The organism is Halogeometricum pallidum JCM 14848 (genome assembly GCF_000337095.1).
GTDB lineage: Archaea > Halobacteriota > Halobacteria > Halobacteriales > Haloferacaceae > Halogeometricum > Halogeometricum pallidum.
The window spans coordinates 232,877-256,639 of sequence record NZ_AOIV01000011.1 but is presented as its reverse complement, the minus strand read 5'-3'; the positions used below and the strand labels follow the sequence as shown (position 1 = coordinate 256,639).

The window sequence follows — 23,763 nt, the reverse complement described above, 5'->3', positions numbered from 1 at the left end:
CCGATTCTCGACGGTCGCCACGAGGTCGTCGGCAACGGTCCGAGTACTATTGTACATGGCCTCGTGAGTCGACACCGTGGTTGACAGCATGGCACTGTCAAGTTAAGCCAGTTTGAGAAGTGAGCAGTTTGGTGGTTTTGGTGTCTATGCTCAACCAAAAACTGCCTACTGAGGCGCTTGAGACGACGAAGTACGAGTCAGCTCAGAAAATCGTCGCCCCCGCCACATCTTCGTCGGCGGCCTCGCGCCAGGAGTAGGTCGGTTCCCAGTCGAGCATCTCCTGTGCTTTGGCCGTCGAGAGTGCCGCCTGCTCGCCCCCGATGTCACACTGTTCGGGCAGTTTGCCGAACCAGTTCTCGACCACGTCGCGTGTCGGCATGTCGGCGTAGTTGTTGGCAGCCGCGATGTTGAGCGGTTCGTGGCCATCAATGTCGGCGTCGATGGCCGCGACGACGCTATCGACGATGTCGCGGATGTCGACGTAGCACCAGATGTTGCCGTCGCCTTCCTCGCTCGGGTCGCGGTCCCGGCAGAGGTACTCGCCGGGATACTGAATCCAGGATGGTCGAATCGAGACGATACCGATCCCGTCCCGTCGCGCGACCATCTCGGCGACCTCTTCTGCCGCGACCTTGGCAGTACCGTAGGGGTCTTCTGGTCGCATCGGGTGGGTTTCGTCGATCGGTAGATAGTCCGGGAGCGGCGTCTCGTCGGCGAATGCGAAGCCGTACGCGCTCTCGGAAGACGCCGCCACGACGTCCGCGCCGACGCGACCAGCGGCGTCGAGTACGTTATACGCGCCCATGAGGTTGTTCTCGAAGACGTGCCCGCCGGCGTGGCCGAGCGGGTCGGGGATTGCCCCCCAGTGAACCACGTCGTCAGGGTCAAACTCGTGGAATAAGTCGAACACGTCGCCCTTCTCGGTCAGATCGACCTGTCGGGCATCAATTGCAGGGTGGTCCACGTCAGCAGTTGTTTGATCCATACACATGATGTCGTGGCCGTCAGTTGCGAGTCGGTCGACGATCCAGCGACCGGATCGTCCGAAGCCACCAGTGACTATAATCCGAGACATACCCCCGCTGTCGTTCCTCCGCCCTAATAAAGGCGTGACCCGGATCCGGTCGCCGTCCTACCATCAAGCCGACAGATACCGTGGAATTGGACGAAGAGGCCTACATGGACTTTACAAAGCAAAATCGGCAATGGGAGTCCTCTGCCCCTCGATCTGACTAACCCATTTGGGACGAGGGTATCCCAATTACGAATGTCAATAAATTGAAATAACACTCGAGAAGGTGCGCAATCAGCAGGTTAAGAATACTCCGTGCAAGTTTCTCTACCGTAGATACAGACGAAAGAAGCGGCCATGATAGTATAAGATATAGGACAAGTTTTAGAACTCACAATCTCTTTTCGTTTGAGCTCTTCTAAGAACGCTACAACTATACTGATTCTCTCTTCTATTGTTCTCCCGGAGGCAAAAAGTGCCACGAGCTAGGGATTAACGATTCAGTTCATTCGATGATTGTAACGAGTGACGCTGTTGACGGGAATATATAGTTGTGATATATTGATTGTACATAATACTCTGATGATTTAAAAGGCACGCATCAAATTATCCTCCGAGGTTGTGGGGCAACTCATCGCCATATCTTTGTATAGCACTATATGATTTATTATTTCGCACTGAGGCAATCAATTGCTGAATTCAGCGGGTAAAAGCTCTTTCTGTAGCAAATCGTAACGCGGAAGTTTCACTTACGTGTAGCCCAGTACACGAACGTAGAACTAAGGGGGTCGACGCTGTACCCTCATCCTATCCGATGTCATCCACGAAATCCAGGGGTTACAACCCGCAAAACGCCACTCGAGAATCACAGAGGAACACGTGACTGCCGAAGACTCGGACATCTCGCAGGCTGCTGACCGCTACCTCCGATCCAGCGGTGACTCCGACCAGTACCGCCAAACCGCCGAAACCGTCCTCGACCAGTTCACCGACTGGCTTCAGCGTCGCGACCTCGAGACNTCCAGCGGTGACTCCGACCAGTACCGCCAAACCGCCGAAACCGTCCTCGACCAGTTCACCGACTGGCTTCAGCGTCGCGACCTCGAGACCTTCAACTCCTTCGAGAACGATGGCGAGCAGATTCTTCGCCGGTATGCCGACCGACTCAACCAGCGCGTTGAGGCGGACGGAATCGCGGCATCGACGGCACAGATGTACTATAACGTCGTCAGNCTTCGCCGGTATGCCGACCGACTCAACCAGCGCGTTGAGGCGGACGGAATCGCGGCATCGACGGCACAGATGTACTATAACGTCGTCAGCGGCTTTCTCGGCTACTGTGTTCGCGACGGCGTCCTCTCGCAGAATCCGGCGCTCACAGATCGCGCTCGTGAGCCCTTGCCCCGCGACGACGAAGACCGGACCCAGCAGTTCTGGACGCCCGACGTTCGCCAGAAACTCGTCGAGTATACGAACGACCGCGCGTACGAAGCAATCGAAGCGGACGGTCTCGGCGCTACACAGGCCGTCCAAGACCGCGCGTTCATCCACGTCCTCGCGTACACGGGCGTCCGAGGAGCGGAGGTCTTCCGCGTGAGCGGCGACGACCGCTCGGGCCGACAGGGACTCACGTGGGAACGCGTCGATACGGACTCGTGGACGTTCCGCGTCTGGGGCAAATCCCAGTCGTGGGAGGACGTGTCCGTGCTCGAACAGGCTCGCGAGGCGATGCGGCAGTGGAAGCGCGTGCAGAACCCACCGACCGACGAGTGGCCGGTGTTCCCGACCGGACACGCGCCGTCGAAGTACGCGGCGATCCGTGACGCTCGCGACGACGCGGACGCACTCCTCGGTGACGCCGATGTCGACGAAGTTCTCCACGAGTTCGAGATTGCTCCACCGGCGATTACGACTCATGGCGCTCGTCGGGTTCTCGCACGAATTGCTGAGGATGCCGGTGTGGACGTCAACGGTGAAGCACCGAAGCTACACGACGCCCGTCGTGGCCTCGGGGATGCCTTGTTCCGGAAAGACCGGGGGCTGGCGTCCGACATCCTTCGGCACTCTAGCCTCTCCGTGACGAAGGAGGCGTACTCACACATCGACGCTTCAGAGCGCGGTGAGACCGCTAGTCGATCCTCGACGAGTAGTCTTAACTACTCTTTCCTAGGTGAGGGCGATGAACAGGCGGCCGCAGGGTCAGCGAGCAGGCGTTTCTCTGTGTTGGCGGTCAGTCTCCAAAGGCACTCTTAGCAAACATTAATCTACTGATAGTTACAGAGGCACCGTCAGCTGGCGATCCCGTACCGGGTGAGTTCTGTCCGAATTTCTCGACGTTTCATCAGTAAAAATCCGACAACGACGAGAAAGAACCCTACGACCATGGGGAGCGTAATTGGCTCACCAAATAGCAGCCACCCAGCTGTCGCGGCCACGACAGGGGCTAGGTACATCATGAGTGTTACCTCGAACGAGGAGCGACGCTGGAGTAGCGAAAAGTAGAGCAGATATGCGGCGACCGTCGAGAGGACACCGAGATACACTACTGCTGCGCCCGCAGACAGTGGCACTTCGACTTCGCCACTCCATGCTTCGCCGAGGAGCAGGCTCAGACCATGCAAGAGGACAGCACCGAGGGCCGCTGACCACGCCGTTTGCGCGATACTAGAGAGCGAGAAGTCGGCGTATCGAATCAGTACACTTGACAGCGCGACGCTACTCGCTCCTCCCAGCAGGATTGCCTTACCCAATAAACCCCCGGTCAACGTAACCGTTCCCGAAGGAATCAGCATAATTACGACGCCGACGAATCCGATGCCCAAGCCCGCAATCGAGAGGGGGCGAAGGCGCTCGGTGGGAAGCAGCACCCATGCGAACCCGGCTGTCAACACCGGTACGAGGCTACTCATGACGCCCGAGAAGATGCTCGTGGTCAAGTCCTGGCCGATATACCAGATTCCGTTACCGATTACTGTCCACAGCACGCTACCAGCGACGATTGCCAGCACGTCACCTCGCGAGCGTGGCCACCAGTCCACACCTTGAAGGACGATATACCCAATCATGACGAGACTGGCCACGTCGAACCGCAGTGCCATCAGCAGCAGCGGAGGGAACGTCGAGAGCCCGATTTCCGTGGCCGGAAAGATGGTCCCCCACAACAAGGCGAGAAGCCCCAAATCCCGAATGTCTCTGTACGTCGCCATCTGTCCTTACGGTGATTTTGCAATCAGATTAACCCACCGAGTTGTGGTGACAGATCCATCGTCACCTTGTTTTGGAGGCCGTCATCGTCGATCTGCTGGCGTACTCGTTGTTTGATAGGTATCTATCGTGGTTGTCGGATACGGTGTTAGAATAACGAATCCATCAATTCGATTTGAAGATAATATTCAAGTCATAAAATGCTGCTTGAGGATAGTCGACTACCCAGCACCCACTATCCCCGGTGTACTGAACGATAGGTGCATCCTCTGTACTGAACGATAGTTGCTTCATCTCTACTTACCACAGAGCGATAGCTTCCGACTGAGGCGGGGGGAAGCCTTCCCTTTATGTTGAGAAAAGGCCATATATAGTCACAGAGGAGGAAAGAAGACGTTGTGTGACACTCACACATTTGCCATCCAATGACTGAAGAACACGATGCAGATTTGACTGAGGCGTCGTTTTCGACCAAAGCAGTCCATGGCGACCGGTCTAAGTCAAAACAAAATGCGGAGTTCGGTGATCTTATCCCGCCAATTCATCACTCATCGACGTTCGTCCGCGACGAAATCGAATCACCGAGGAATGAGTTCGTCTACTCACGCAACCGTAATCCGACACGCGATGAGCTAGCTCAGCGGATTGCAACGCTTGAGCAGGCTGAAAACGGACTGGCACTCTCGTCCGGGATGGCCGCGATCGCAACTGTTGGCTGGGCGTTGCTACGCCCGGGCGACCACGTTGTAACTCTTAATTCACTCTATGGAGGGACACGAAACCTGTTCGGAGATCTTCTCACCGAATTCGATATCGACATCGATTATCTTGATCCAGCGTCTCCCGATGATCTTGTCAGTGCAGTTCGTGACGAAACTGCGCTGATTTGGGTAGAAAGTCCGACGAACCCTCTGATGAAGCTCTGTGATATTGAAACGATAGCAGAGGCAACAGCAGAGTCAGACGCTGTGCTCGCAGTGGACAATACGTTCATGAGCCCCTACTTCCAACAGCCGTTGTCGCTCGGGGCTGATGTAGTCGTTCACAGTACGACAAAGTACGTAAATGGGCATAGTGACGTCGTCGGCGGTGCAATCGTCACTGACGATGCCGATCTCCACGACCGATTCCATCATGTTCAAAAATACGGAACGGGTGCGATTCAATCTCCGCACGATTCGTATTTGGTCACGCGCGGGATGAAAACGCTCCCTCAGCGGATGGAGACTCACGAGCGGAATGCGCAGGCTTTGGCTGAATTTCTTGAACAGCACGAATCTGTGTCGTCGGTCCATTATCCGGGCCTTCCCTCCCACCCCCAGCATGAGTTAGCGACGTCCCAAATGTCGGGCCATGGTGGAATGCTCTCTTTCGAACTTGATGGCGATCGGGATGCTGTGAAGCATGTTCTGGAAGGGCTCAATCATTTCGCACTCACTGCCAGTCTTGGCGGTGTCGAATCGCTCATCGCACACGCAGAAACGATGACTCATGCCGAAGTCAGCGAACAGGTTCGTAGTGAGATGGGGATTTCTGACACTCTCATCCGTATTTCGACTGGAATCGAAGATGCAGAAGATCTTATCGCTGATCTACGGACGCAACTAGATTCGATATAGATTACATCCGTGGTCTGAGCTGAGTGGAGCAAATATGGGGGTAGTATCAAGGAACCGTCCACGTTCGCCTGAATCTTCCCGGCTCTACTTGATTCAACAGATAGAATGTCGATTTGTCGAGGTCCTCGTACAGGCCACCAGAGAGGTACTTGAGGCCGGTATCGCAGGCGACGGTGACGACAGTTTCGTCGGCTCACGGTCCGCGGCAATTTGCTGGGCGGCTTTGACGGACGAGGGAGCAGTTGGAACGCCTCACAGAGTTGACTTCGTCGAGGAAACCACCAACCCTGACCAGAGTGCGACGGTCTACCGGCGCTCGGCGGAGTCCGCCGCATTCGAACAGGCACGCCGAATACTATCAGAAGTTGACCCGGCAACGCTCGAAGAACGTGTCGCAGAGATCCGGGAGGATATTCGCTCGTATCAGGAACAGTTTGAAACGGCGTCCCCCGGGGTGGCAGTTGAGGCAAACGATGACCTGAAGCAAGAAACACTACAGGAGTAGCGAACAATGCGACGGAATCTTGCGTTCGCGAAGGTTGCACTCGTGCTCAGTGAAGTGAACGCTCTACAAGGGCCTCAAAACGAGTATGAGTTGCTGACGTCCGAGCAGTTTGTAGACCGCATTGACGACAAGGCAGCACGGGGCGACGTCGATGTCATCATCAGTGCGAGTGGTGCGGTGACCAGCGTCCGCGGAACCGACGCAGACTCAGGCGACTGACGAATTGGGACCGTCTCAATCTCTTCTGTGCCCTGCTTTGAGACCGTTGTGAGAAAACGGTCCCCCACGACGCTCAGACTGTACTAACAGTCGTATTGCTGCCTGCCCCTGCTCACATCTCGTTAAACACTACCCGTAATCGCTCACGAATCTATATCTGAGTGTCACTCGTGTATTTTTACTTGTAAATTAGCTCAAGTAGAGGTACAATCCACTGAAAGTGGACTTGAAGTTGGCAATAGAGGTGTACCGGGCGGTGAGGTCATATCATGAATTAACTGACATCTCTAACGATGTCGGGACTCGAATCCCTACCGTACGTGGTTTCGGCGCGGGCCGTACTGCCTCAACCCGAAATTCGAGTCGTCGAACCTGGGAACTCCCACGATTCCGGACCCACCCCTCGATGAGGGCCCTCCGATGCGGATGTGCTATTCGCTCGAGTCGATTTCGCCGGCCTCGACCAGCGCCTCGACCGCTTCGCGGACCGCTTCGAGCGAGGTGTACCGTGGTTCGTATCCGAGTCGCTCGCGGGCTTTCTCGATACTCGCGTTCGGGCTGTAGCGGATGTGTTCCTCGGTCGCCTCGACGTCCGTATCGTCGTATTCGGGGCGGTCGGCCCACTCGTTGAACGGCAGGTACGTGAGGTCGGCGTCCTGTCCGAACCACCCGGCGACGGCCTCGGCGTAGCCGCGGAGGGTGAGCGCCCGCGGCGAGACGACGTGGAAGCTCTCGCCGACGGACGCCGACCAATTTTCGAGCGCACGCTGGAAGCCTTGTGCCACGTCGTCGGCGTGGACGTGATGGACGGTTTCAAGCCCGAAGTTGGGGAGCGCGACTTCGTCACCCCGCGCGAGTCGCGAGAACACCTCGGTGTCGAAGTTGCCCGCCGGATTGAGGGGCTCCNGGGACCTACGATGTGTCCGGGGTGGAGGACGGTCGCCGGGAAGTCGTTTCGCCGCGCCTCATCGAGCAGGTATGCCTCGATTTCGGCTTTCTTTCGTCCGTACTCGCCGAGCGGCCGGCGCGTGCGGGGGGCGTCCTCGGTCGTGGGGACGACGTCGCTCGGGCCGTGGACCCAGACCGTCCCACAGTGCAACAGATGTTGGACCTCCCCGCGCAGCGATGAGACGAGCGCTTCGGCGCTCTCCGGTTCGAAGCAGATCAGGTCGATGACGGCGTCCNGACGATCGCCTCGCCGAACTCGCCGCGTTCCTCGGCGGCTTCGCGGTCGAGTTCGACCGACTCGACGTCGGCCCACGCGCCGTCGTCCCAATAGGGGTCCCGCTCTCCCCGACTGACTGCGACGACTTCGTGGCCGGCCCGCACCAGTCGCGGCACCAGGTGGGTACCGACGTGCCCGGTTGCTCCGATGACAGTAATTCGCATGATTAGTGCTATGACCGGTCCTTGCGAAAGAATTCGGTTACAGGCTATGCCACGGACTGATGACGGAAAACGGATACTGTCGTCCGAACCGCTGCTACGAATCGCCGATCGCAATATTCGGGTTTGAAATCAAAAATATCACCCATACGTGCAACAGGGGTTAATGTGAATTCGTTGTATTGACACAATCGATGTCGTTATTTCAGACCAGGCGAGCGTTACTTAAGACGATAGGCGGCACGGCGGCGGCCGCCGGGGTGACCGGTACTGTGAGCGGTCGACAGCGATCGCAAAATCGAGACCGGCGTCGCGGGGTACGCTACGCGGCCTTTAACGTGATCGAACTGGAGACGGAGCAGGTTCAAGAGCGAGGTGACCGGCAGGCCGAAGCGGCGGCTCGAGTCGTTCAAGAGGCTCAACCGGACGTCCTCGTCGTCAACGAACTCACGAATAATCTCCAAGAAGGCGAACACACCGACACGGCGAACATCGACGCGTTCGTCGAGCACTATCTCAGCGTCCCCCAACGGGACGACCTCGACGGCATCGACTACGAACACACGTATCAGCCGACCAGCAACACGGGCGTCCTTCCCGACGAGGACTACGACTTCAACAAAGACGGGAACGCCGGTGCGCTGCCCGGCGACGCGTTCGGGTTCGGCGAGTATCCCGGACACTACGCGTTCGCGGTCGCGAGCACGTACCCGATCGCAGAGTCGGAGATCCGTTCCTTCCAGACGTTCGAGTGGGCCGATATGCCCGATAACCTCATTCCGGTGAAGGGCGAGGAAGGCGTCGTCACAGACCCCGAGGACGACGAAACGGCGCTCTACCTCACCGAGGACGAACTCGACGTCTATCGGCTCTCGTCGAAGACGCACGTCGACGTCCCGTTTCGGGTCAAAGGGGGGACGGTCCACGGTCTGTTCGCGCACCCGACGCCGCCCGGGTTCGACGGCGTGAACAATTTCAACGGGAAGTGGAACCACGACGAGGTTCGGTTCTTCGCGGACTACGTCGCCGGCGAGGAGTACATCTACGACGACGACGGCGAGCACGGGGGGCTCGACGACGACGCCTCGTACGTCCTGATGGGCGATATGAATGCGGGTCCGGGTCGAAATCGGGACGCGCGTCCACTCCAGCCGGCTCAGAAGTTCTTCGTCGACAACGACGACTTCAACACTGACCGTCTCCCCACGAGTCCGGGCGGGTACCAGCACGGTCTTCCCACCGGAACGCGCTTCGGTGGTGACGTTGAGGGCGTCGTCGAACTGATCGACTACGTCCTCCCCTCTCCCGATCTCTCACTTCGGGACTCGTCGGTCGTTTGGCCGAGCGAGGCCACGACGAAGAACGGCCTCTTGGAGGACGTCAACGCCGCCTCGGATCATCGACTCGTCTGGGCCGATATCGCAACGAACCCCGGGAACCGAGGAAAATAGCTCTGTTCAGAGAGGGTCGAGTGAGAATCCTACGGGCGGATTAGCTACAGGCCGGCGTACGGTCCACCTTTCGCTTCAGTCAGCCGGTCCACTTGCTCGTTCGAGAGATCCACGGTCGCTGCCGCGAGATTTTCTTCGAGCTGTTCGATGGTACGTGCTCCGACGATGGGCGCGGAGACGCCGTCACGATGCATCAGCCACGCGAGAGCGGTTTGTGCCGGGGTTGCGCCTACTTCGTCGGCCACGGCGTCGAGTTCATCGTGGACTTGGAAGTTCTCATCCGTGAGGTAGGCGTCCTCGAATTGGCTCGACTCCGCAGCGCGCGACTCACCCGTAAGACCGTCTTCGCGCGAGTATTTGCCCGTCAGGAAACCCTGGCCGAGCGGACTCCACGGACACACTGCCATCCCGTACGACCGCGTCATTTCCAAGTAGTCGCCCTCTATCTCACGGTCGACGAGGTTGTATCGCGGCTGCGAGACGGTGAAGGGCTCCCATCCGTTCTCGCGAGCGATCTCGTTCGCCTTCGCTACCTTCCACGCGTTCGGTCGGAGCGTCGACGCGCCCAGGTAGTGAACCGTCCCATCCTCGACGAGTCCGTTCAGCGTCTTCATCATTTCGCGAGTCGGAGTCTGGTCGTCCCATCGGTGGATGTAGAGCACGTCGACGTAGTCGGTGTCGAGTCGGTCGAGCAGAGCGTCTATGCGGTGGCGAATGTTCTTGCGGTTCGTGCCGCGACTGTTCGGATCGCCGTCGCGGATCTGCCAGTAAATCTTCGAGGCGATGGTGTACCGCTCCCGGTCGCGGTCGGTTAGCCAGTCGCCGATCCATCGTTCGCTGTCGCCGCCACCGTACACGTCGGCGGTGTCGATGTAGCGTCCACCCGCTTCGTCGTAGGTGTCCAATAGTTCGTGGGCGCGCTCTTCGTCTATCTCGACGTTGCCCTCTTCAGTTTCCTTGCCGAACCGCCACGTCCCGAACTGGAGTTCGCTGGTCTGAATACCCGTTTCGCCAAGTCGAACGAAATCGAGGTCGACGTCCGTCGCTTCGCTCATACCACTGATAATCAGCCGTAGATCGATAAATCCGTGTAATGTCGTCGTTGGTCGCCGGTTCTGATTAGAACGGCGCTCCCCTCCTTTGGGCGGAGAAAGCACCCAAATCTATGAAGTACCGATTCAGTAATTCATTGATTCAAAGATGTGGTCTCAGTGTTAGAGTGCTGGCCCCCACTGAGTCACCGATTCATTGAATCGGTGAATCACAGACTCATTGAGTATGGGATGAGATATCATGGAATCAGTGATAGCATGAGTTTTAGATTCAGGGAATCACTAAATCACAGAATCATAGACTCATTGAGTATGGGAGAAGGAATCATAGAATCAGTGATGAAGCGACTTTCGGATTCAGGGAGTTGCTGGATCACTGAATCGATGAATCACTGAATCAAGAACTCATTGAAATATCGCTAGGTATCCCCCTAATCATCGGAGAACGGCCAGCAGAGTACCAGAATACGTAGGGTAGTGCCAACTCGGATAGCTATTTGTCTGACGTAGATTTATGAATCACTGATTCAATGATTGGAATATGGATGAATCACCGCGTGGATGGGGCGTCATACCATCGACTGGTATTCCAACAATCGCTTTCGGCAACCAGAAAGGCGGGACCGGGAAGACGACAGCGACACTCAACAGCGCAGGGGCGTTAGCGACGCGGGGTCACAAGGTACTCGCGATCGATATGGACCCGCAAGCCGACATGACGAAGGGACTCGGATTGGGTCCGGGTGACGACACGAATCCATCGAGTCCGAAGAACGAACTTCCGAACACGCTCGTCACCGATGACGCAAACCTCCTCGACGTTCTCGTCGACAATCCGCGCACACACGAGACGGGTCTCTCAGAGATCGTGATCGAGGCCGGTGAGTACGACCATCTGAACTTCGATCTGGTTCCAAGTCACAAAGACATGGGTCTTGCGCGAGATTGGATGGACGATGCGAGCGCCCGTCTTTCGCTGAAACTCGCCCTCGAAGAGATGGTTGATGACGGATACGACTACGATTTCATCTTAATCGACTGCCCCCCAGACCTCTCTGTTCTGACGGACGCGGCGTTCATCGCGGCCCAGAACGTCTTCTTGGCTGCGCAGACTCAAGCAACGTCACGAGATGCGCTGGACGATCTGTGGGACCAGTTGGAGTCGATCGAGGACAACCAGCAGATCGAGATTGCAATCGTCGGACTACTGGCGAACATGTACCGAGACGACGGCCAGTCGAAAAAGTTCCTCAGCGCGTTCGACGAGTCGTTCGCATCGATGGCTCCGATTTTCAAACTCCCGATGCGAGTGGCAATCCAGCGCGCGTGGGACAACGGACGGGACATCTTCGAGTGGGAGGACCCGAACGACCAACAAGTAGAGCGTGAACTCTTCTTAGAGATTGCAGAGACGATGGAACGAGCATTCGACAAAACGCAGGTGGAGGCGTAAGATGCCTCGAGGAATGGACGAGCGATTCGAGGACCCCTCAGACGAAGAGAGCGGTGAGGACGCGGACAGCGAGAAGGAGACTACAGAGGCGTCGGCGCAATCAGAAGCGGAAGATCGTGATACTGGAACGGCCGCTGAGAAACAGTCCACCAAGCAGAGAGCCGCATCCACGACAACAACGGAATCATCCGCGAATGAAGCAGAAGAATCAGACGACGAACCGCTAAATATTCGCGAGGACTGGGATTCAGCCACGATATACGTCGAACCAGAACAGAGCGAGGACATAGAGATCACGTTTACGCGACTGAAAAAGCAGTTAAAGCGCGAAGACATCACGCTGGAGAAGAACAAGCACTTTTACCGCGGCGTCTTTGAGGTGGCATTCAGTGAACATGAAGAGGAAACGAAAGAGAAAATCCGCGAACTCGCAAAACGGGATGGAGATCAATAATTCATTGAGTCTCTGAATCACTGAATCCACGATACTCACAGGGCGGTTCAGTATTCATCCGAGATGCACAGTACCAGTGTCCTCTATCTCTCTAAAGGTCAATATAAACTACCACTTGCTATACTAACAGGGAGTTCCTGAAGTTCCAATTAGCGGAGTATGGACGTTGACAAACCGTTGCATCCGTTGAACGTACGTTGTAAGCCCGCTCGATCCGATTTAGCTCACAGGTTGTTCAGCCCGACTCCGTCATGGCAGTTACCGATACGACCAACGAAGCACCATATGTGAGACGAGTACGAGACCGAAGAACGGCAGTCTCTCGTCCGCCAACGCGGTTACGCCGACGGTGAAGTACGTGGAATCGAACGCTGAGGCGAACCTGTTAGCGGGCCGTGTCAAGTGGCGAACGGAGCGAGTACGGCGACGGACACCACGAGTTTCATAACTCGCGGGCGCGCAAGCACACGTAGACTTGACATGCAAGAAGACACCATCTACGAGGAGTTAGGCGTGCCGCGCGTCGTCAATGCGGCGGGCACGAAGACGCGAATCGGCGGGAGCCTCATCCGGCCCGAGGCCGTCGAGGCGATGAGTCGCGCCGCGGAATCGTTCGTCCGCCTCTCTGATCTGCAGGTCCGGGCGGGCGAACTCATCTCGGAGGTAACGGGCGCGGAGGCAGGATACGTCGGAAGCGGCGCAGCCGCCTGTATGACGCTCGCCGCCGCCGCCGCCATCGCCGGCGACGACTTGGGGACGATGGCGCGACTGCCCGAAACGGAGGGAATTCCGAACGAGATAGTGATGCCGCGGACCCACCGCAACGGGTACGACCACGCATTCCGCGCGGCGGGCGCGAAAATCGTCGATGTGGGGAATAACGACAACTATCTCGGCACGGGGTCGAACAGCACCGAACCGTGGGAGATTGCCGACGCCATCACCGAGGACACCGTCGCTGTCGGCTACATGGAGAAGGCGTTCAGCATGCCGCCTCTCGAAGAAGTCGTGGAGATCGCCCACGACCACGACGTTCCGGTCATCGTCGACGCTGCCGCCGAAGTGCCGCCGCGCGAGAACCTCTCCGCGTTCGTCGACGCCGGCGCGGACGTGGTCGTCTTCAGCGGCGGGAAGGCCATCCGCGGCCCGCAGACGACCGGTATCCTGGCGGGCAAACGGGAATACGTTCGCTCGGCCGCCCTACAACACCTCGATATGCACGTCGCCGAGTCCGTCTGGGAACCGCCGACCGAACTGTTCGACAAGGCGTCGTTAGCGGGCGTCCCCCGGCAGGGCATCGGTCGACCGCTGAAAGTGGGAAAAGAGGAACTCGTCGGCCTCATCGCGGCGTTAGAGGCGTTCGTCGAGGAGGACCAGGACGAACTGGACGCCGAGTGGGACGCCAGACTCGATATCGTGGAGGAGGGACTCGACGGGATACCGGGCGTAACGACGCGGCGGGAACCCGGCGGGAAACTGATGGTCGCCCCGGAGGTACACGTCGAAATCGACCCCGGGGCGGCCGGCACCGACGCCGTCGAACTCGTCGGGTCGCTCAGGACCGAGAACCCGCGTATCTTCGTCGGGTCAGACGACCTGTCGGACGGCGCGTTCACGATAAACCCGATGTGTCTCACCGACGAGGAGGCCGCGTACGTGACCGAGCGGGTGCGGACCGCGCTGGAATAGGTCGTCGCGCCGAATCGGGTCAGTCCTCGACCGACGCGATAACCTCTATCTCGACGCCGATATCGATGGGCAGGTCCGCGACTTCGACGGCGCTTCGCGCCGGGTACGGGTCGCTCACGTACTCGGCGTACACCTCGTTCACCGCGTCGTAGTTCGACATATCCGTGAGGAACACCGTCGTCTTCACCACGCTGTCGAGCGAACTCCCGCCGGCTTCGAGCACGGCGGCGACGTTTTCGAGCGTCCGCGCGGTCTGTTCGCCGACGTCGTCGCTCACCACCTCGCCGGAGTCGGGGTCGACGGGACCCTGTCCGGAGACGAAGATCCGTCCGCCGTCCCTGATTCCCTGCGAGAAGGGGCCGATGCTGTCGGGTGCCGCATCCGTGTGAATCTCTTCCATCCGTCGTACGTGAAGAACACGGGGGCGGGCTTAGTGGTTTCTCTCCAGGAGATGGGGCGACTCCGAGTCGCCACCCCCGCACGCGGCGGAACGGCTATGTAGGCGGCCGACGACGCACGGACGATGGTCCGACCGGCGATTCAGCTGTACACGCTCAGAGAGATCGGAGAACCGCTGACCGAGATACTCGACCGGGTCGCCGAGACGGCGTACGAAGGCGTCGAGTTCGCCGGGTTGGGCGGGGAGTCGCCCGACGCCGTCGCCGACGCCCTCGAATCGACGGGTCTCGAACCCGTCGGCGCGCACGTCCCCCTCGGCGACCTACAGGACGACTACGAGGCGACCGTCGAGGCGTACGACGCGATAGGCTGCGAGCGAATCGTCGTCCCCACCTACGGCGAGGAGGGGTTCGCCTCCGAGTCGGCCGTCGAGGAAACGGCCGAGGAACTGACGACGCTCGCCGACCGACTCGCAGACGACGGCTTCGAGGCCCACTACCACAACCACGCCTACGAGTTCGCCGAGATGCGGGGCGAGTTCGGGACGGCGTACGACGTCTTCGCCGCGCGCACCGACGACCGACTGGGTTTGGAGTTCGACGTCGGACTCGCCCGCCACGGCGGCGCCAATCCGACGGCGTACCTCGACCGCTACGCCGACCGCATTTCCTTGGTCCACCTCACCGACACGGTGCCCGGCGACGAGAAAACGCTCCACGTCGACCTCGGGGAGGGCGTCGTGGACCTCCGGGCGTGCGCCCACGCGGCCGCAGACGCCGACGCGGCGTGGCTGATACACGAGAACGGCCTGACGATTGACCCCGAAGCGACGCTGACCCGGAGTTCGGACCGCGTCCGGGAACTACTCGACAGCCCGTAACCCGTCGACCCGAAGGCGGTCGAAACGGCCGACGGCGGCGTGGACGGGTCACAATACTTATCAGATGCGATGTGGTACGCTGGCGCATGCGACAAATCGTCGCGGTCGGACCCGAGACGGCGGTGCGAGCCCACGTCGAGCGGTACGACCGGTTCGACGACGCGGCGATCGCCGGCCTCGTCGGCGTCTCCGAGGCGTGCGCCGATGGAATCGGCGCGCCGCGGTACGAGTCGGTCTCGGACGCCCTCCGGGAGACGGACGCCGACGGCGTCGACGTCTGCGGGCCCGGCGCGGTCCACGGCGACGCCCTGCGCGAGGCCCTCGACGCCGGCGTTCCGGCCCGTTGCGACCCGCCGTTCGCCCTCGATGGCGACGCGTTCGACGGACTCGTCTCGCTCGCCTCCGACGGGGAAGGTTGGCTGACGGCCTACTCTCCGCACCGCTTTTCCCGCCTGTACGACCGCCTCCGCACGGACGTCGACGCGGGTGCCATCGGAAGTATCGGCGTCGCGCGAATCAAGCGCACCGCGCCGTTCGACGGCGCCGGGTGGAACAGTTCCTACGCGGGCATCTCGGCCGCTGCGGATCCGGTCGACGCCCTCTGTGCGGTCCTCGCCCACGACGCCGACGTGCTGGAGTGGACGTTCGGCGCCGTCGAACGCGTGTTCGCGCGGGCGAGGTCCGGCGGCCGGTACGACCACGTCCACGCGATGTTCGCGTTCCGCGAGGGAGGGCGGGCGACCATCGAGACGACGTGGAGCGACGAGTGGACCCCCGAACCGCGCGTCGACGTCGAGTACAGCGGGAACCAGGGCCGCCTCCACTTCGACGAACACGACACCTTGACCGCGCTCCGAAACGGAGGCGATCACGGGCAGGTCGCCCCCCCTGGGGACGACTGTCGGGGCGGTGCGCTACGCGCGTTCCTCGAGCGAATCGAGGGCGAGGAGCGACCGCCGTCGGCCGTCGACCCCGAAGGCCCCTCGCGGGCCGTGGTCGCGGTGCGGCGGTCCGTGGCGGAGGGTCGACCCGTCACGCTCACAGAGGAGGGGTCTCGGTGACCGTCGACGTCGGAATCTGCTCGACTGATCACGTCAACGCGGAGGTGTACGCCGCCCTCCTCTCGGAACTCCCGGACGCGAACCTCGTCGGAATCTCGGGCGAATCGCGGGAGCGCGTGCGGAAGCAAGCGAACAGTGTCGGCGCGGCGGCGATGTCCCACCAAGAACTGATGGACGCCGCCGACGGCGTCGTCATCTGCTCGACGAACGCCGCCCACAAGGCGTTGGTAGACCTCGCCCTCCGCAACGACGTCGCCTTCCTCTGCGAGAAACCGCTCGCCACGTCGCTAGCGACGGCGCGGGAGATTCGCGACCGCTGCGCGGAGAGCGACGTCGTCGCGGGGATGGCGATGCCCATCCGCTACAGTCGTCCGATGCGGCGGCTCAAAGAGCAGTACGAGGCGGGCGCCGTCGGCGAACTTATCGCCGTCTCCGGCGTCAACCGCGGCCGGATGCCCGGCGGGTGGTTCGTCGACCCCGAACAGGCCGGCGGCGGCGCCGTCGCCGACCACACCGACCACATCGTCGATATCGTGCGGTGGATCACCGGCGAGGAGATCGAGGAGGTGTACGCCGAGACGACCACACGGTTCTACGATATCCCGGTCGAGGACGTGAACCTGCTGTCGATGACGCTCTCGAACGGCGCCTCGTTCATCATGGACGGGTCGTGGAGCACCCCGCAGAAGAACTCCTTCTGGGGCGACGCCGACGTCGAACTCGTCGGCACGGAAGAGACGCTGGCGGCCGACTGCTTCGGTTACCGGTACGACCACGTCAGCGACACCGGACACGGACGGCACACCGAGTCTATCTACTGGGGCGCCGACCCGAACAACGCCCTCTTACGGGACTTCGTCGCGGCGATACGCGGCGAATCGACGTTGGCGGCGGCGGCGACGGTGGACGACGCCGTCCGCACCGCTGCGGTCATCGAGGCAGCGTACGAGTCGGTCGAACGGGGCGAACCCGTCGACGTCGACCGCTGATCCGACGGGTTTCGTCCGTCTCGTCGCTCCCCCGACTCTGCTTCCGATTGACTCGGCTCAGTTCGTCGAGGCGGTGGGTTCATTCATCTCGACGGCGACGGGCGCGGTCCGCTCGACGGATTCGTACGCCGCCTCTACGACGAGCACGTCGTTGACGGCGTCCGCGGCCGTCTTCAGCGGCGGTCGGTCCCCCGCGACGGCCTCGACGAAGTCGGTCACGAGGCCCTCGTCGGGGTTCGACCCCCAGTATATCGACCGGATGCCCGGTTCCTCGGTGTCGCGCGTCTGCTTAATCTTCTGGTCGAAGCAGTCGACGGAGACGACGCCCTCGGTACCGACGAGGCGGAGCGTCGCGTCGCCCCAGAAGTCCCACTCGTCGGGCTTGCTCCACGACCCGTCGAGGACGAACTCCGTCCCGTCGGTGAGTTGCATCGACAGGAAGTTGACGTCCTCGACGTCGACGTCGTGGAAGCGCGTGGCCGTCTCGGCGTACACCTCCTCGATCTCCTCACCGGTAATCCAGCGAACGACATCGACGAGGTGCACCGAGTGGTCCGTCACCGCACCGCCGCCGGATTCGGCCTCCTCGACGAACCAACTGCCGGGCATCTGCCCGCGGTTCGTCCCGCTGAGGAAGCGCAGATCGCCGAGCAGACCGTCCTCCATCGCCGTCTTCGCGTTCCGAACGGGTTGGCTGAACCGCAGGGGCATCGCCACGCCGACGTGGATCCCCGCCTCGCGGCCGGCCTCGGCGATGGCTCTCGCCTCCGACACGGACGGCGCCAGCGGTTTCTCGCAGAGGACGTCGACGCCGGCGTCCGCGGCGCGTTCGACCCAGGCGAGGTGGTCGGCGTTCGTCGAGCAGACGACGATGCCGTCGGCGGCGGCCAACAGTTCGTCCGGTTCGAGGAATTCGACGCCGTACTCTTCGGCCTTCGCGCGGGCGTCGGCGACGCGTTCGCCGACGTCGGTGACCCCGACGACTTCGGCGTCCGGATGTTCCGAGAGGGCGGCGGCGTAGGAGTCGGCGTGGAGGTGCGCGGTCGAACAGATGCCGATTCGGACCGTCACGTTCCCACCTCCGCGGGCGAGACGGGTTCTCCGCGCTCCGCGGACTCGATGGCCGCCAGCGCGATTCTGACGGCTTCGCGCGCGTCGTTCGGCGTGATGTCCGGGTCGCGCCCCGTCTCGACGCACTCCACGAAGTGTTCGAGTTCGCGGGTGTAGGGGCTCTTCGCGAGGGGACTCGCGGGCGCCTTCGTCCCCTCCGCGCCGCCGGAGACGCGGACGGCGTTCTCGTCGCGAGCGTCGAACTCCAACAGACCCTCGTCGCCCGCGAGTTCGTAACTCGTCACGAACGGCGACCCCTCTGGGTAACCCCACGAAGCCTCGACGTTGCCCGTCGCGCCGTCCTCGAAGCGGAGGAGAACCGAGGAGTGCTGGTTCAGGTGACCGTCGTCCCACTCGGTGGTGCGGGCGAACACGCGTTCGACCTCGCCGACGACCCAGCGGAGGTAATCGAAGTCGTGAATGGCCATGTCGAGGAGGACGCCTCCGCTCTTGTCCTTGTCGCCGAACCACGAGTCGCTTCCGTACCGCGGCGGCGAGGAGAGCCGTTCGGTGCTGAGCGTCCCCGGCGTCCCTATCTCGCCCGCGTCGATGCGGCGTTTCGCCTCGGCGTACTCGGGGAAGTAGCGCAGGACGTGTCCGGTCATGAACGTGATACCGGCGTTCTCGACGGCGTCGACGATGGCGTCGGCGTCCGCCGCCGTCCGGGCGAGCGGTTTCTCGCAGAACGCGTCGAGTCCGCGTTCGGCCGCCGCCTCCACGAGGGGACGGTGCGTCGGCGTCGGCGTGCAGACGTCGACGGCCGTGACGTCGGCGTCGTCCATCATCTCCTCCGCGTCGGCGTACACCTCCGCTCCCGGAGCGTGTTCGGCCGCGAACACCTCTCGGTTCTCGTCGAGGGAGGCGACGGCCACCACCTCGGCGTCCGATATCTCTTGGTAACTGTTAGCGTGAGTCGTGGCCATGAAACCACTTCCCACTAACCCAATTCGTTGCATCACCCGTATCGTGCGGAACTATCGGTATTAAACCTTACCCAGCGGCAAACATCAGCCGCCGGGTTAGATGTTCGACCACGTCGTGGTCGTCGATCCCGCGGTGAAACCGACGCCGGCGAATCGCTCGCTCCCGTCGAACGCCGACCGGATGACCGAGGGGTCCTCGAGGAGGTGGTGCTGGAGGTAGCTCCCGCGGGCGCGGCCGCCGCCCGTCCGCGTTATCTCCAGTACGTCGAGGAACTCCCACTCGCGGAGCAGGTCGTGGACCCGGCGCTTCGAGAGCGTCTCCAGTCCGGACTCCGCGCAGATGTCCTCGTAAGCGGCGTACACCTCGGACGTCTTGAACGTCCGCGTCTTCTCGACGAGGGCGAGCGACGTTATCGCCAGCAGGGTCGCCTTCTGCTGTATCGTCCCGCCGTCGATGAGTTCGCGCATCCGGTCGCGTTCGGCGACGCTCTTCGCTCGGCGGACGTGGTCGACGGCGATCCGGTCGGCTCCCTCGCTGGCCGCGAGTTCGCCGCTGTGCCGGAGGAGGTTGATGGCCTTCCGGGCGTCGCCGTGTTCCTCGGCCGCCAGCGACGCGCACTCGACGACCACGTCGGCTTCGAGAGCGCCGTCGTCGAACGCCGCCAACCGGCTGCGGAGTATCTCGCTGAGTGCCTCGCGGTCGTACGGCGTGAACACTATCTCGCGCTCCTGTAAGCTGCTCTTGACGCGCTCTTCGAGTCGATCGCGGTACCGCACCTTGTTGCTGACGCCGACGACGCCGACCGAACAGCGGTCGAGTTTCTTCGCCTCGGCGGCGCGGGACAACTGCATCAGGAAGTCCGTCCCGTCGAGGCAGTCCACCTCGTCGAGGACGACGAACGCGACGTCGAATCGGGCGTCCAGCACCTCCCAGAGGAGGTCGTAGTAGCGCGACCGGCCCAGCCCCGTCTCCGGAACCGCGATACCCGTGACGGCGGGGTCGTTCAGACCGCGGACCGTCGCCCGGACCGCCCGCGTCTCCGTGTCGTCCTGCGAGCAGTCGACGACGACGCGCCCCACGTCGACGCCCGTCTCCGCCGACGCCTCGACGATGCGCCGCGTCGCGTAGCGCGCGCACAGCGACTTGCCGGTCCCGGTTTTGCCGTAGAGGAAGGCGTTACTCGGCGCCTCGCCCTCAACGGCGGGGTTGAGCGCGGTGGCGAGGCGGCGAATCTCCTCGTTTCGGGCGACGATGCGTTCGGAGCCGGGCACGTACCCGACGTCGAGCAGCGCCTTATCCGAGAACACGCCAGCGCGTGCGCTGAACGCGTCCCCGAGGGCGCTCGCGTTTTCGACCGAACCGTTGCGCCTTGTCATACCGTGACAATTACGCGACGCCACTGATAAATTCACCGAGGAATCGCACTCGAAGATTCTCCGTTTCTCGAACTCGATACGTCGCCGCCGTCCTGCCGTCGCTCCGCCGTTCACGACCCCCTCCCCTCGTTTCACCTGTATCGCATTACGTTTTTATGTATGTAATGCCTTGCGAGTCATTTACAAGCATCAGAATTCACTCATCAGGAGGTGAATTCCTACGGAAGCGGCGGCGTCGAAAAGTCGGGACCGTCGGTCGTTCAGCCGAGGTAGTCGTCCGCGCTCTTGTGGAGAGGGACGAACCCCTCGGCGAACGTCACGCCGCGGGTCCGACCGAGGACGCGCGCCTCCGCGCGCATACCCTCCACGAGTCCGTCGAACTCGGCGTCGATGCCGCCGTGTTCCTCCAACCACTCCACCTGCGACTCGTGCTCCAAGACGGCGTCCTCCTTGGTGGATTGGTAGTCCGTGACGTCGATGTACGTCTCGGGCTCGAACGACGAGGTGGGCTTGCCGAAGTAGTAGACGTTCTCCGGTTCCCACGGGTCCGCGTCCGTCTCCAACAGGGGAAGCGAGCACATGTAGTAGGCGTCGGTCACCAGTCGGGAGGTGGTCCGGTGGTCCGGGTGCATGTCGTCGCGGAAGTGCGTGAGGACGACGTCCGGTCGGAGTTCGCGGAGGGCGTCGACGAGTTCGAGGCGGTTCTCCAACGAGTAGGTGATACGGCCGTCCTCGAAGTCGAGGAACGTCGCTTCGGCGCCCAACGTCTCGGCGGCGGCTATCGCCTCCTCCTCGCGTACGGTCGCGATTTCCTCCTCCGTGGTGTCGAACCCGCCGTACTCGCCGCGGGTCATGTACAGGACGGTGACGTCGTCACCGCGGGCGGCGTGCTTGGCCAGCGTCCCCCCGCAGAAGATATCGGCGTCGTCGGGATGCGCGACTACTGCTGTGAGATGCATACACATGTGACTCAGAGAAGTCGATATTAAACGTTGTGCCGACGGTTCAGGTTACGAAAACAGATGCGCGAGGTCCGACCGGACGCGCGGCGGCATCCGTTCGGGGGCGGTCCGGTACGGCGGCACCTCCGCGGTCACCCACCCGTCGTAGTCGATATCCCCGAGAGCGCCCGCGACTGCGTCCCAGTCGACGTCGCCCTCCAACGGGTAGGTGAAGGCGTCTATCGTGTCGACGTCGGTCCGGTAGTCCTTCACGTGAATGCGTTCGATTCGGTCGCCGAGGATACGAATCCACTGCTCGGGGCGGCCGAACCGCCGGACGTTGCCGACGTCGAAGTACGCTCCGACCGGGCCCGCCTCCGCCGCCTCGTCGACGAACTCGGCGAACTCCAGCGGCGAGAGGAGAAAGTCGTTCCAGACGTTCTCCACGCAGACGGTGACGCCGGCCTCGGCGCCGACGGCGGCGAGTTCGCGGACCGAGTCGAGAGCGCGGTCGTACGCCTCGTCGTAGGGCGTCCCCTCGTCCACGACGGCGGGGACGACGAGGATGGCTCCGGCGTCGAGTGCGTCCGCGACGGCGATCATCCGTTCACCCGCCTCGACGCCGGCCGCGCGCGTCTCCTCGTCGGGACTCGACAGCGGTCGGTCCCAGTGGAGCGTCGTCGACACCGCGGGCACGTCTAACCCGAGTTCGTCGGTCAGGTCGGCGAAGGCGTCGACGGCGCCGTCGTCCCACAGTGGGCCGTCAGCGGTCAGATTCGGTTCGATGCCGTCGTATCCGGCCTCGGCGAGCAGTTCCGCGTTCGATTCGAGCCCCTCCGCGGGGAATCCCATCTGATTGAGTGCGAACCGCATGCGTACCGCTTCGCCGCCGGTCCGTGTTATAGCTTCGCGTGGCCGTCGGACCGGAACGGCGGTCGAACCCCCGCGGGCAAGTACGCTTAACACGGTGCGATGGAGAGTGAGAACCCGTGACGCTCTCGGTCGGATTCATCGGTGCGGGAGGTATCGCCTCCGTTCACTTGGAGACGCTGGACGCCGCCGTCGACGGCGGATTGACCGGCCTCGACGACGAGGCGGTGGACGTCGAACTGGCCGCCGTCGCCGACGTGGACGAATCGCGGGCGGCGGCGGCGGCGGATCCGCGGGGGGCGACGACGTACGCGGACGGCGTCGAACTCCTCGAATCGGAGTCGGTCGACGCCGTCGTCGTCGCTGTGCCGCCGTTCGCCCACGGCGAGTACGAACGCGCGGCGGCAGAGGAGGGCGTCGACCTCTTCGTGGAGAAACCGCTCGGACTCGACGTCGAGGCCGTGCGCGAGACGGGTCGCGGCGTCGAGGAGGCGGGAGTCCTCGCGCAGGCGGGCTACGTCTGCCGCTACGCGCGGATAACCGAACGGGCGCTGGAACTGCTCGACGGCCGCGGCGTCGGACACGTCGACAGCACCTACTGGGTGTCGCTACCGGAGACGCCGTGGTGGCGCGAACGCGCGCGGTCCGGGGGCCAGATAGTCGAACAGTCGACGCACGTCTACGACCTGCACCGATACCTCGCGGGCGACGTGCGGGCGGCGACGGGGAGCGGAACGGACGGGCTACTCGAAGACGGCGTCGACTTTCAGGACTCGACGTCGGTGACGATGGACCACGACTCGGGCGCCGTCTCCCACGTCTCCTCGACGTGTGCGTCCCCCGAATCGCGCTTCGAGGTGCGAATCGCCGCGGAGGACGCCTTCCTCGAACTCGACTACTTCTCGCACTCCCTCTCGGGCACCGTCGACCGCGAGACGGTGTCGTTCGAGGGCGACGGCGACTGGTACCGCCGGGAGTTCGAGTCGTTCCTCCGCGCGGCGGCCGGCGGCGCGTCGGGCGGCGACGTCCGGTCGGACTTCGCGGACGCGACGGAGACGCTGGCGCTGACGCTCGGGGCGCGCGAGGCGGCGGAGTCGAACCGGAGGGTGACGTTCGAGTAACTCCGAGACGGTCCGTCAGGTTTCGAAGTCGCCCTGTGAATTTATTAT

Annotated in this window: 22 protein-coding genes and 1 pseudogene; 11 read left to right on the top strand and 12 right to left on the bottom strand. The window is 61.9% G+C overall.

The window, feature by feature from the left end; genetic code table 11:
- Positions 1-202: 202 nt before the first annotated feature.
- Both C474_RS07335 and C474_RS07325 read right to left on the bottom strand, forming a co-directional pair.
- Positions 203-1,075: an NAD-dependent epimerase/dehydratase family protein gene (locus tag C474_RS07335; protein WP_049916801.1), complete on the bottom strand. Its 873-nt coding sequence runs from the start codon at positions 1,073-1,075 to the stop codon at positions 203-205.
- Positions 1,076-3,300: 2,225 nt separating this feature from the next.
- Positions 3,301-4,218, bottom strand: a complete 918-nt coding sequence (locus C474_RS07325; protein WP_008385416.1) for a DMT family transporter — start codon at positions 4,216-4,218, stop codon at positions 3,301-3,303.
- Between the two features lie 423 nt (positions 4,219-4,641).
- On the opposite strand from C474_RS07325, the gene C474_RS21310 reads away from it, so the two are divergent.
- The 3 genes from C474_RS21310 to C474_RS07310 are packed head-to-tail and all read left to right on the top strand — an operon-like array spanning position 4,642 to position 6,559.
- A complete protein-coding gene (locus C474_RS21310; protein WP_008385413.1) occupies positions 4,642-5,835 on the top strand; it encodes a trans-sulfuration enzyme family protein in 1,194 nt (397 codons plus the stop codon).
- A gap of 34 nt (positions 5,836-5,869) precedes the next feature.
- Positions 5,870-6,340 (top strand): hypothetical protein, encoded by a 471-nt coding sequence (locus C474_RS07315; protein WP_152421617.1) that lies wholly within the window; start codon positions 5,870-5,872, stop codon positions 6,338-6,340.
- A 6-nt stretch (positions 6,341-6,346) separates the two neighbouring features.
- Entirely contained in the window at positions 6,347-6,559 is a 213-nt protein-coding gene (locus C474_RS07310) for a hypothetical protein (RefSeq protein WP_008385409.1), read from the top strand.
- A gap of 431 nt (positions 6,560-6,990) precedes the next feature.
- Here C474_RS07310 and C474_RS23055 read toward each other — a convergent pair whose 3' ends face one another.
- From C474_RS23055 to C474_RS22880, 3 genes and pseudogenes are all read right to left on the bottom strand, one after another.
- Positions 6,991-7,428, bottom strand: coding sequence for an NAD-dependent epimerase/dehydratase family protein (locus C474_RS23055; protein WP_239640394.1), 438 nt, complete (start codon positions 7,426-7,428; stop codon positions 6,991-6,993).
- A gap of 89 nt (positions 7,429-7,517) precedes the next feature.
- Positions 7,518-7,820 (bottom strand): annotated as a pseudogene (locus tag C474_RS23510) (hypothetical protein); the annotation flags it as partial.
- Positions 7,724-7,948: an NAD-dependent epimerase/dehydratase family protein gene (locus tag C474_RS22880; protein ID WP_204366070.1), complete on the bottom strand. Its 225-nt coding sequence runs from the start codon at positions 7,946-7,948 to the stop codon at positions 7,724-7,726. The gene C474_RS22880 and the pseudogene C474_RS23510, both read right to left, overlap by 97 nt.
- A 335-nt stretch (positions 7,949-8,283) precedes the next feature.
- Here C474_RS22880 and C474_RS07300 point away from each other — a divergent pair, with 335 nt between their 5' ends.
- A complete protein-coding gene (locus tag C474_RS07300) occupies positions 8,284-9,396 on the top strand; it encodes an endonuclease/exonuclease/phosphatase family protein (protein WP_008385406.1) in 1,113 nt (370 codons plus the stop codon).
- 44 nt (positions 9,397-9,440) lie between these two features.
- Here the strand turns inward: C474_RS07300 and C474_RS07295 are convergent, their stop codons facing one another.
- Entirely contained in the window at positions 9,441-10,451 is a 1,011-nt protein-coding gene (locus C474_RS07295; protein ID WP_008385404.1) for an aldo/keto reductase, read from the bottom strand.
- Positions 10,452-10,989: 538 nt separating this feature from the next.
- Between C474_RS07295 and C474_RS07290 the strand changes: the two genes are divergently transcribed.
- The 3 genes from C474_RS07290 (at position 10,990) to C474_RS07280 (ending at position 14,044) form a co-directional block, all read left to right on the top strand.
- Positions 10,990-11,901, top strand: a complete 912-nt coding sequence (locus C474_RS07290; protein WP_049916799.1) for a ParA family protein — start codon at positions 10,990-10,992, stop codon at positions 11,899-11,901.
- Positions 11,902-11,914: 13 nt separating this feature from the next.
- The gene (locus tag C474_RS07285) at positions 11,915-12,355 is read left to right on the top strand and encodes a hypothetical protein (RefSeq protein ID WP_008385400.1); all 441 of its coding nucleotides are present in this window, start codon (positions 11,915-11,917) and stop codon (positions 12,353-12,355) included.
- Positions 12,356-12,835: 480 nt separating this feature from the next.
- On the top strand, positions 12,836-14,044 hold the full coding sequence (locus C474_RS07280) for an aminotransferase class V-fold PLP-dependent enzyme (protein ID WP_008385398.1): 1,209 nt from the start codon (positions 12,836-12,838) through the stop codon (positions 14,042-14,044).
- 19 nt (positions 14,045-14,063) lie between these two features.
- On the opposite strand, the gene C474_RS07275 is transcribed toward C474_RS07280, so the two are convergent.
- Positions 14,064-14,444, bottom strand: coding sequence for a Rid family detoxifying hydrolase (locus C474_RS07275; RefSeq protein WP_008385396.1), 381 nt, complete (start codon positions 14,442-14,444; stop codon positions 14,064-14,066).
- Positions 14,445-14,567: 123 nt separating this feature from the next.
- Between C474_RS07275 and C474_RS07270 the strand changes: the two genes are divergently transcribed.
- From C474_RS07270 to C474_RS07260, 3 genes are all read left to right on the top strand, one after another.
- Positions 14,568-15,323 (top strand): sugar phosphate isomerase/epimerase family protein, encoded by a 756-nt coding sequence (locus C474_RS07270; RefSeq protein ID WP_008385394.1) that lies wholly within the window; start codon positions 14,568-14,570, stop codon positions 15,321-15,323.
- Positions 15,324-15,409: 86 nt separating this feature from the next.
- Positions 15,410-16,384, top strand: a complete 975-nt coding sequence (locus C474_RS07265) for a Gfo/Idh/MocA family protein (RefSeq protein ID WP_008385392.1) — start codon at positions 15,410-15,412, stop codon at positions 16,382-16,384.
- Positions 16,381-17,373, top strand: coding sequence for a Gfo/Idh/MocA family protein (locus C474_RS07260; RefSeq protein WP_008385391.1), 993 nt, complete (start codon positions 16,381-16,383; stop codon positions 17,371-17,373). Before C474_RS07265 ends, C474_RS07260 begins: the two co-directional genes overlap by 4 nt.
- A gap of 57 nt (positions 17,374-17,430) precedes the next feature.
- Here C474_RS07260 and C474_RS07255 read toward each other — a convergent pair whose 3' ends face one another.
- From C474_RS07255 to C474_RS07235, 5 genes are all read right to left on the bottom strand, one after another.
- Positions 17,431-18,444, bottom strand: a complete 1,014-nt coding sequence (locus tag C474_RS07255) for a Gfo/Idh/MocA family protein (protein WP_008385389.1) — start codon at positions 18,442-18,444, stop codon at positions 17,431-17,433.
- Entirely contained in the window at positions 18,441-19,439 is a 999-nt protein-coding gene (locus tag C474_RS07250) for a Gfo/Idh/MocA family protein (protein WP_083861966.1), read from the bottom strand. Before C474_RS07250 ends, C474_RS07255 begins: the two co-directional genes overlap by 4 nt.
- Positions 19,440-19,502: 63 nt before the next feature.
- Complete coding sequence (locus C474_RS07245; RefSeq protein ID WP_008385384.1) at positions 19,503-20,783, bottom strand: Cdc6/Cdc18 family protein; 1,281 nt, start codon at positions 20,781-20,783, stop codon at positions 19,503-19,505.
- Positions 20,784-21,043: 260 nt separating this feature from the next.
- The gene (locus C474_RS07240; RefSeq protein WP_049916796.1) at positions 21,044-21,742 is read right to left on the bottom strand and encodes a PIG-L deacetylase family protein; all 699 of its coding nucleotides are present in this window, start codon (positions 21,740-21,742) and stop codon (positions 21,044-21,046) included.
- 51 nt (positions 21,743-21,793) lie between these two features.
- Positions 21,794-22,597: a sugar phosphate isomerase/epimerase family protein gene (locus C474_RS07235; protein WP_008385381.1), complete on the bottom strand. Its 804-nt coding sequence runs from the start codon at positions 22,595-22,597 to the stop codon at positions 21,794-21,796.
- A gap of 116 nt (positions 22,598-22,713) precedes the next feature.
- Here C474_RS07235 and C474_RS07230 point away from each other — a divergent pair, with 116 nt between their 5' ends.
- Complete coding sequence (locus C474_RS07230; RefSeq protein ID WP_008385378.1) at positions 22,714-23,715, top strand: Gfo/Idh/MocA family protein; 1,002 nt, start codon at positions 22,714-22,716, stop codon at positions 23,713-23,715.
- Positions 23,716-23,763: the final 48 nt, after the last annotated feature.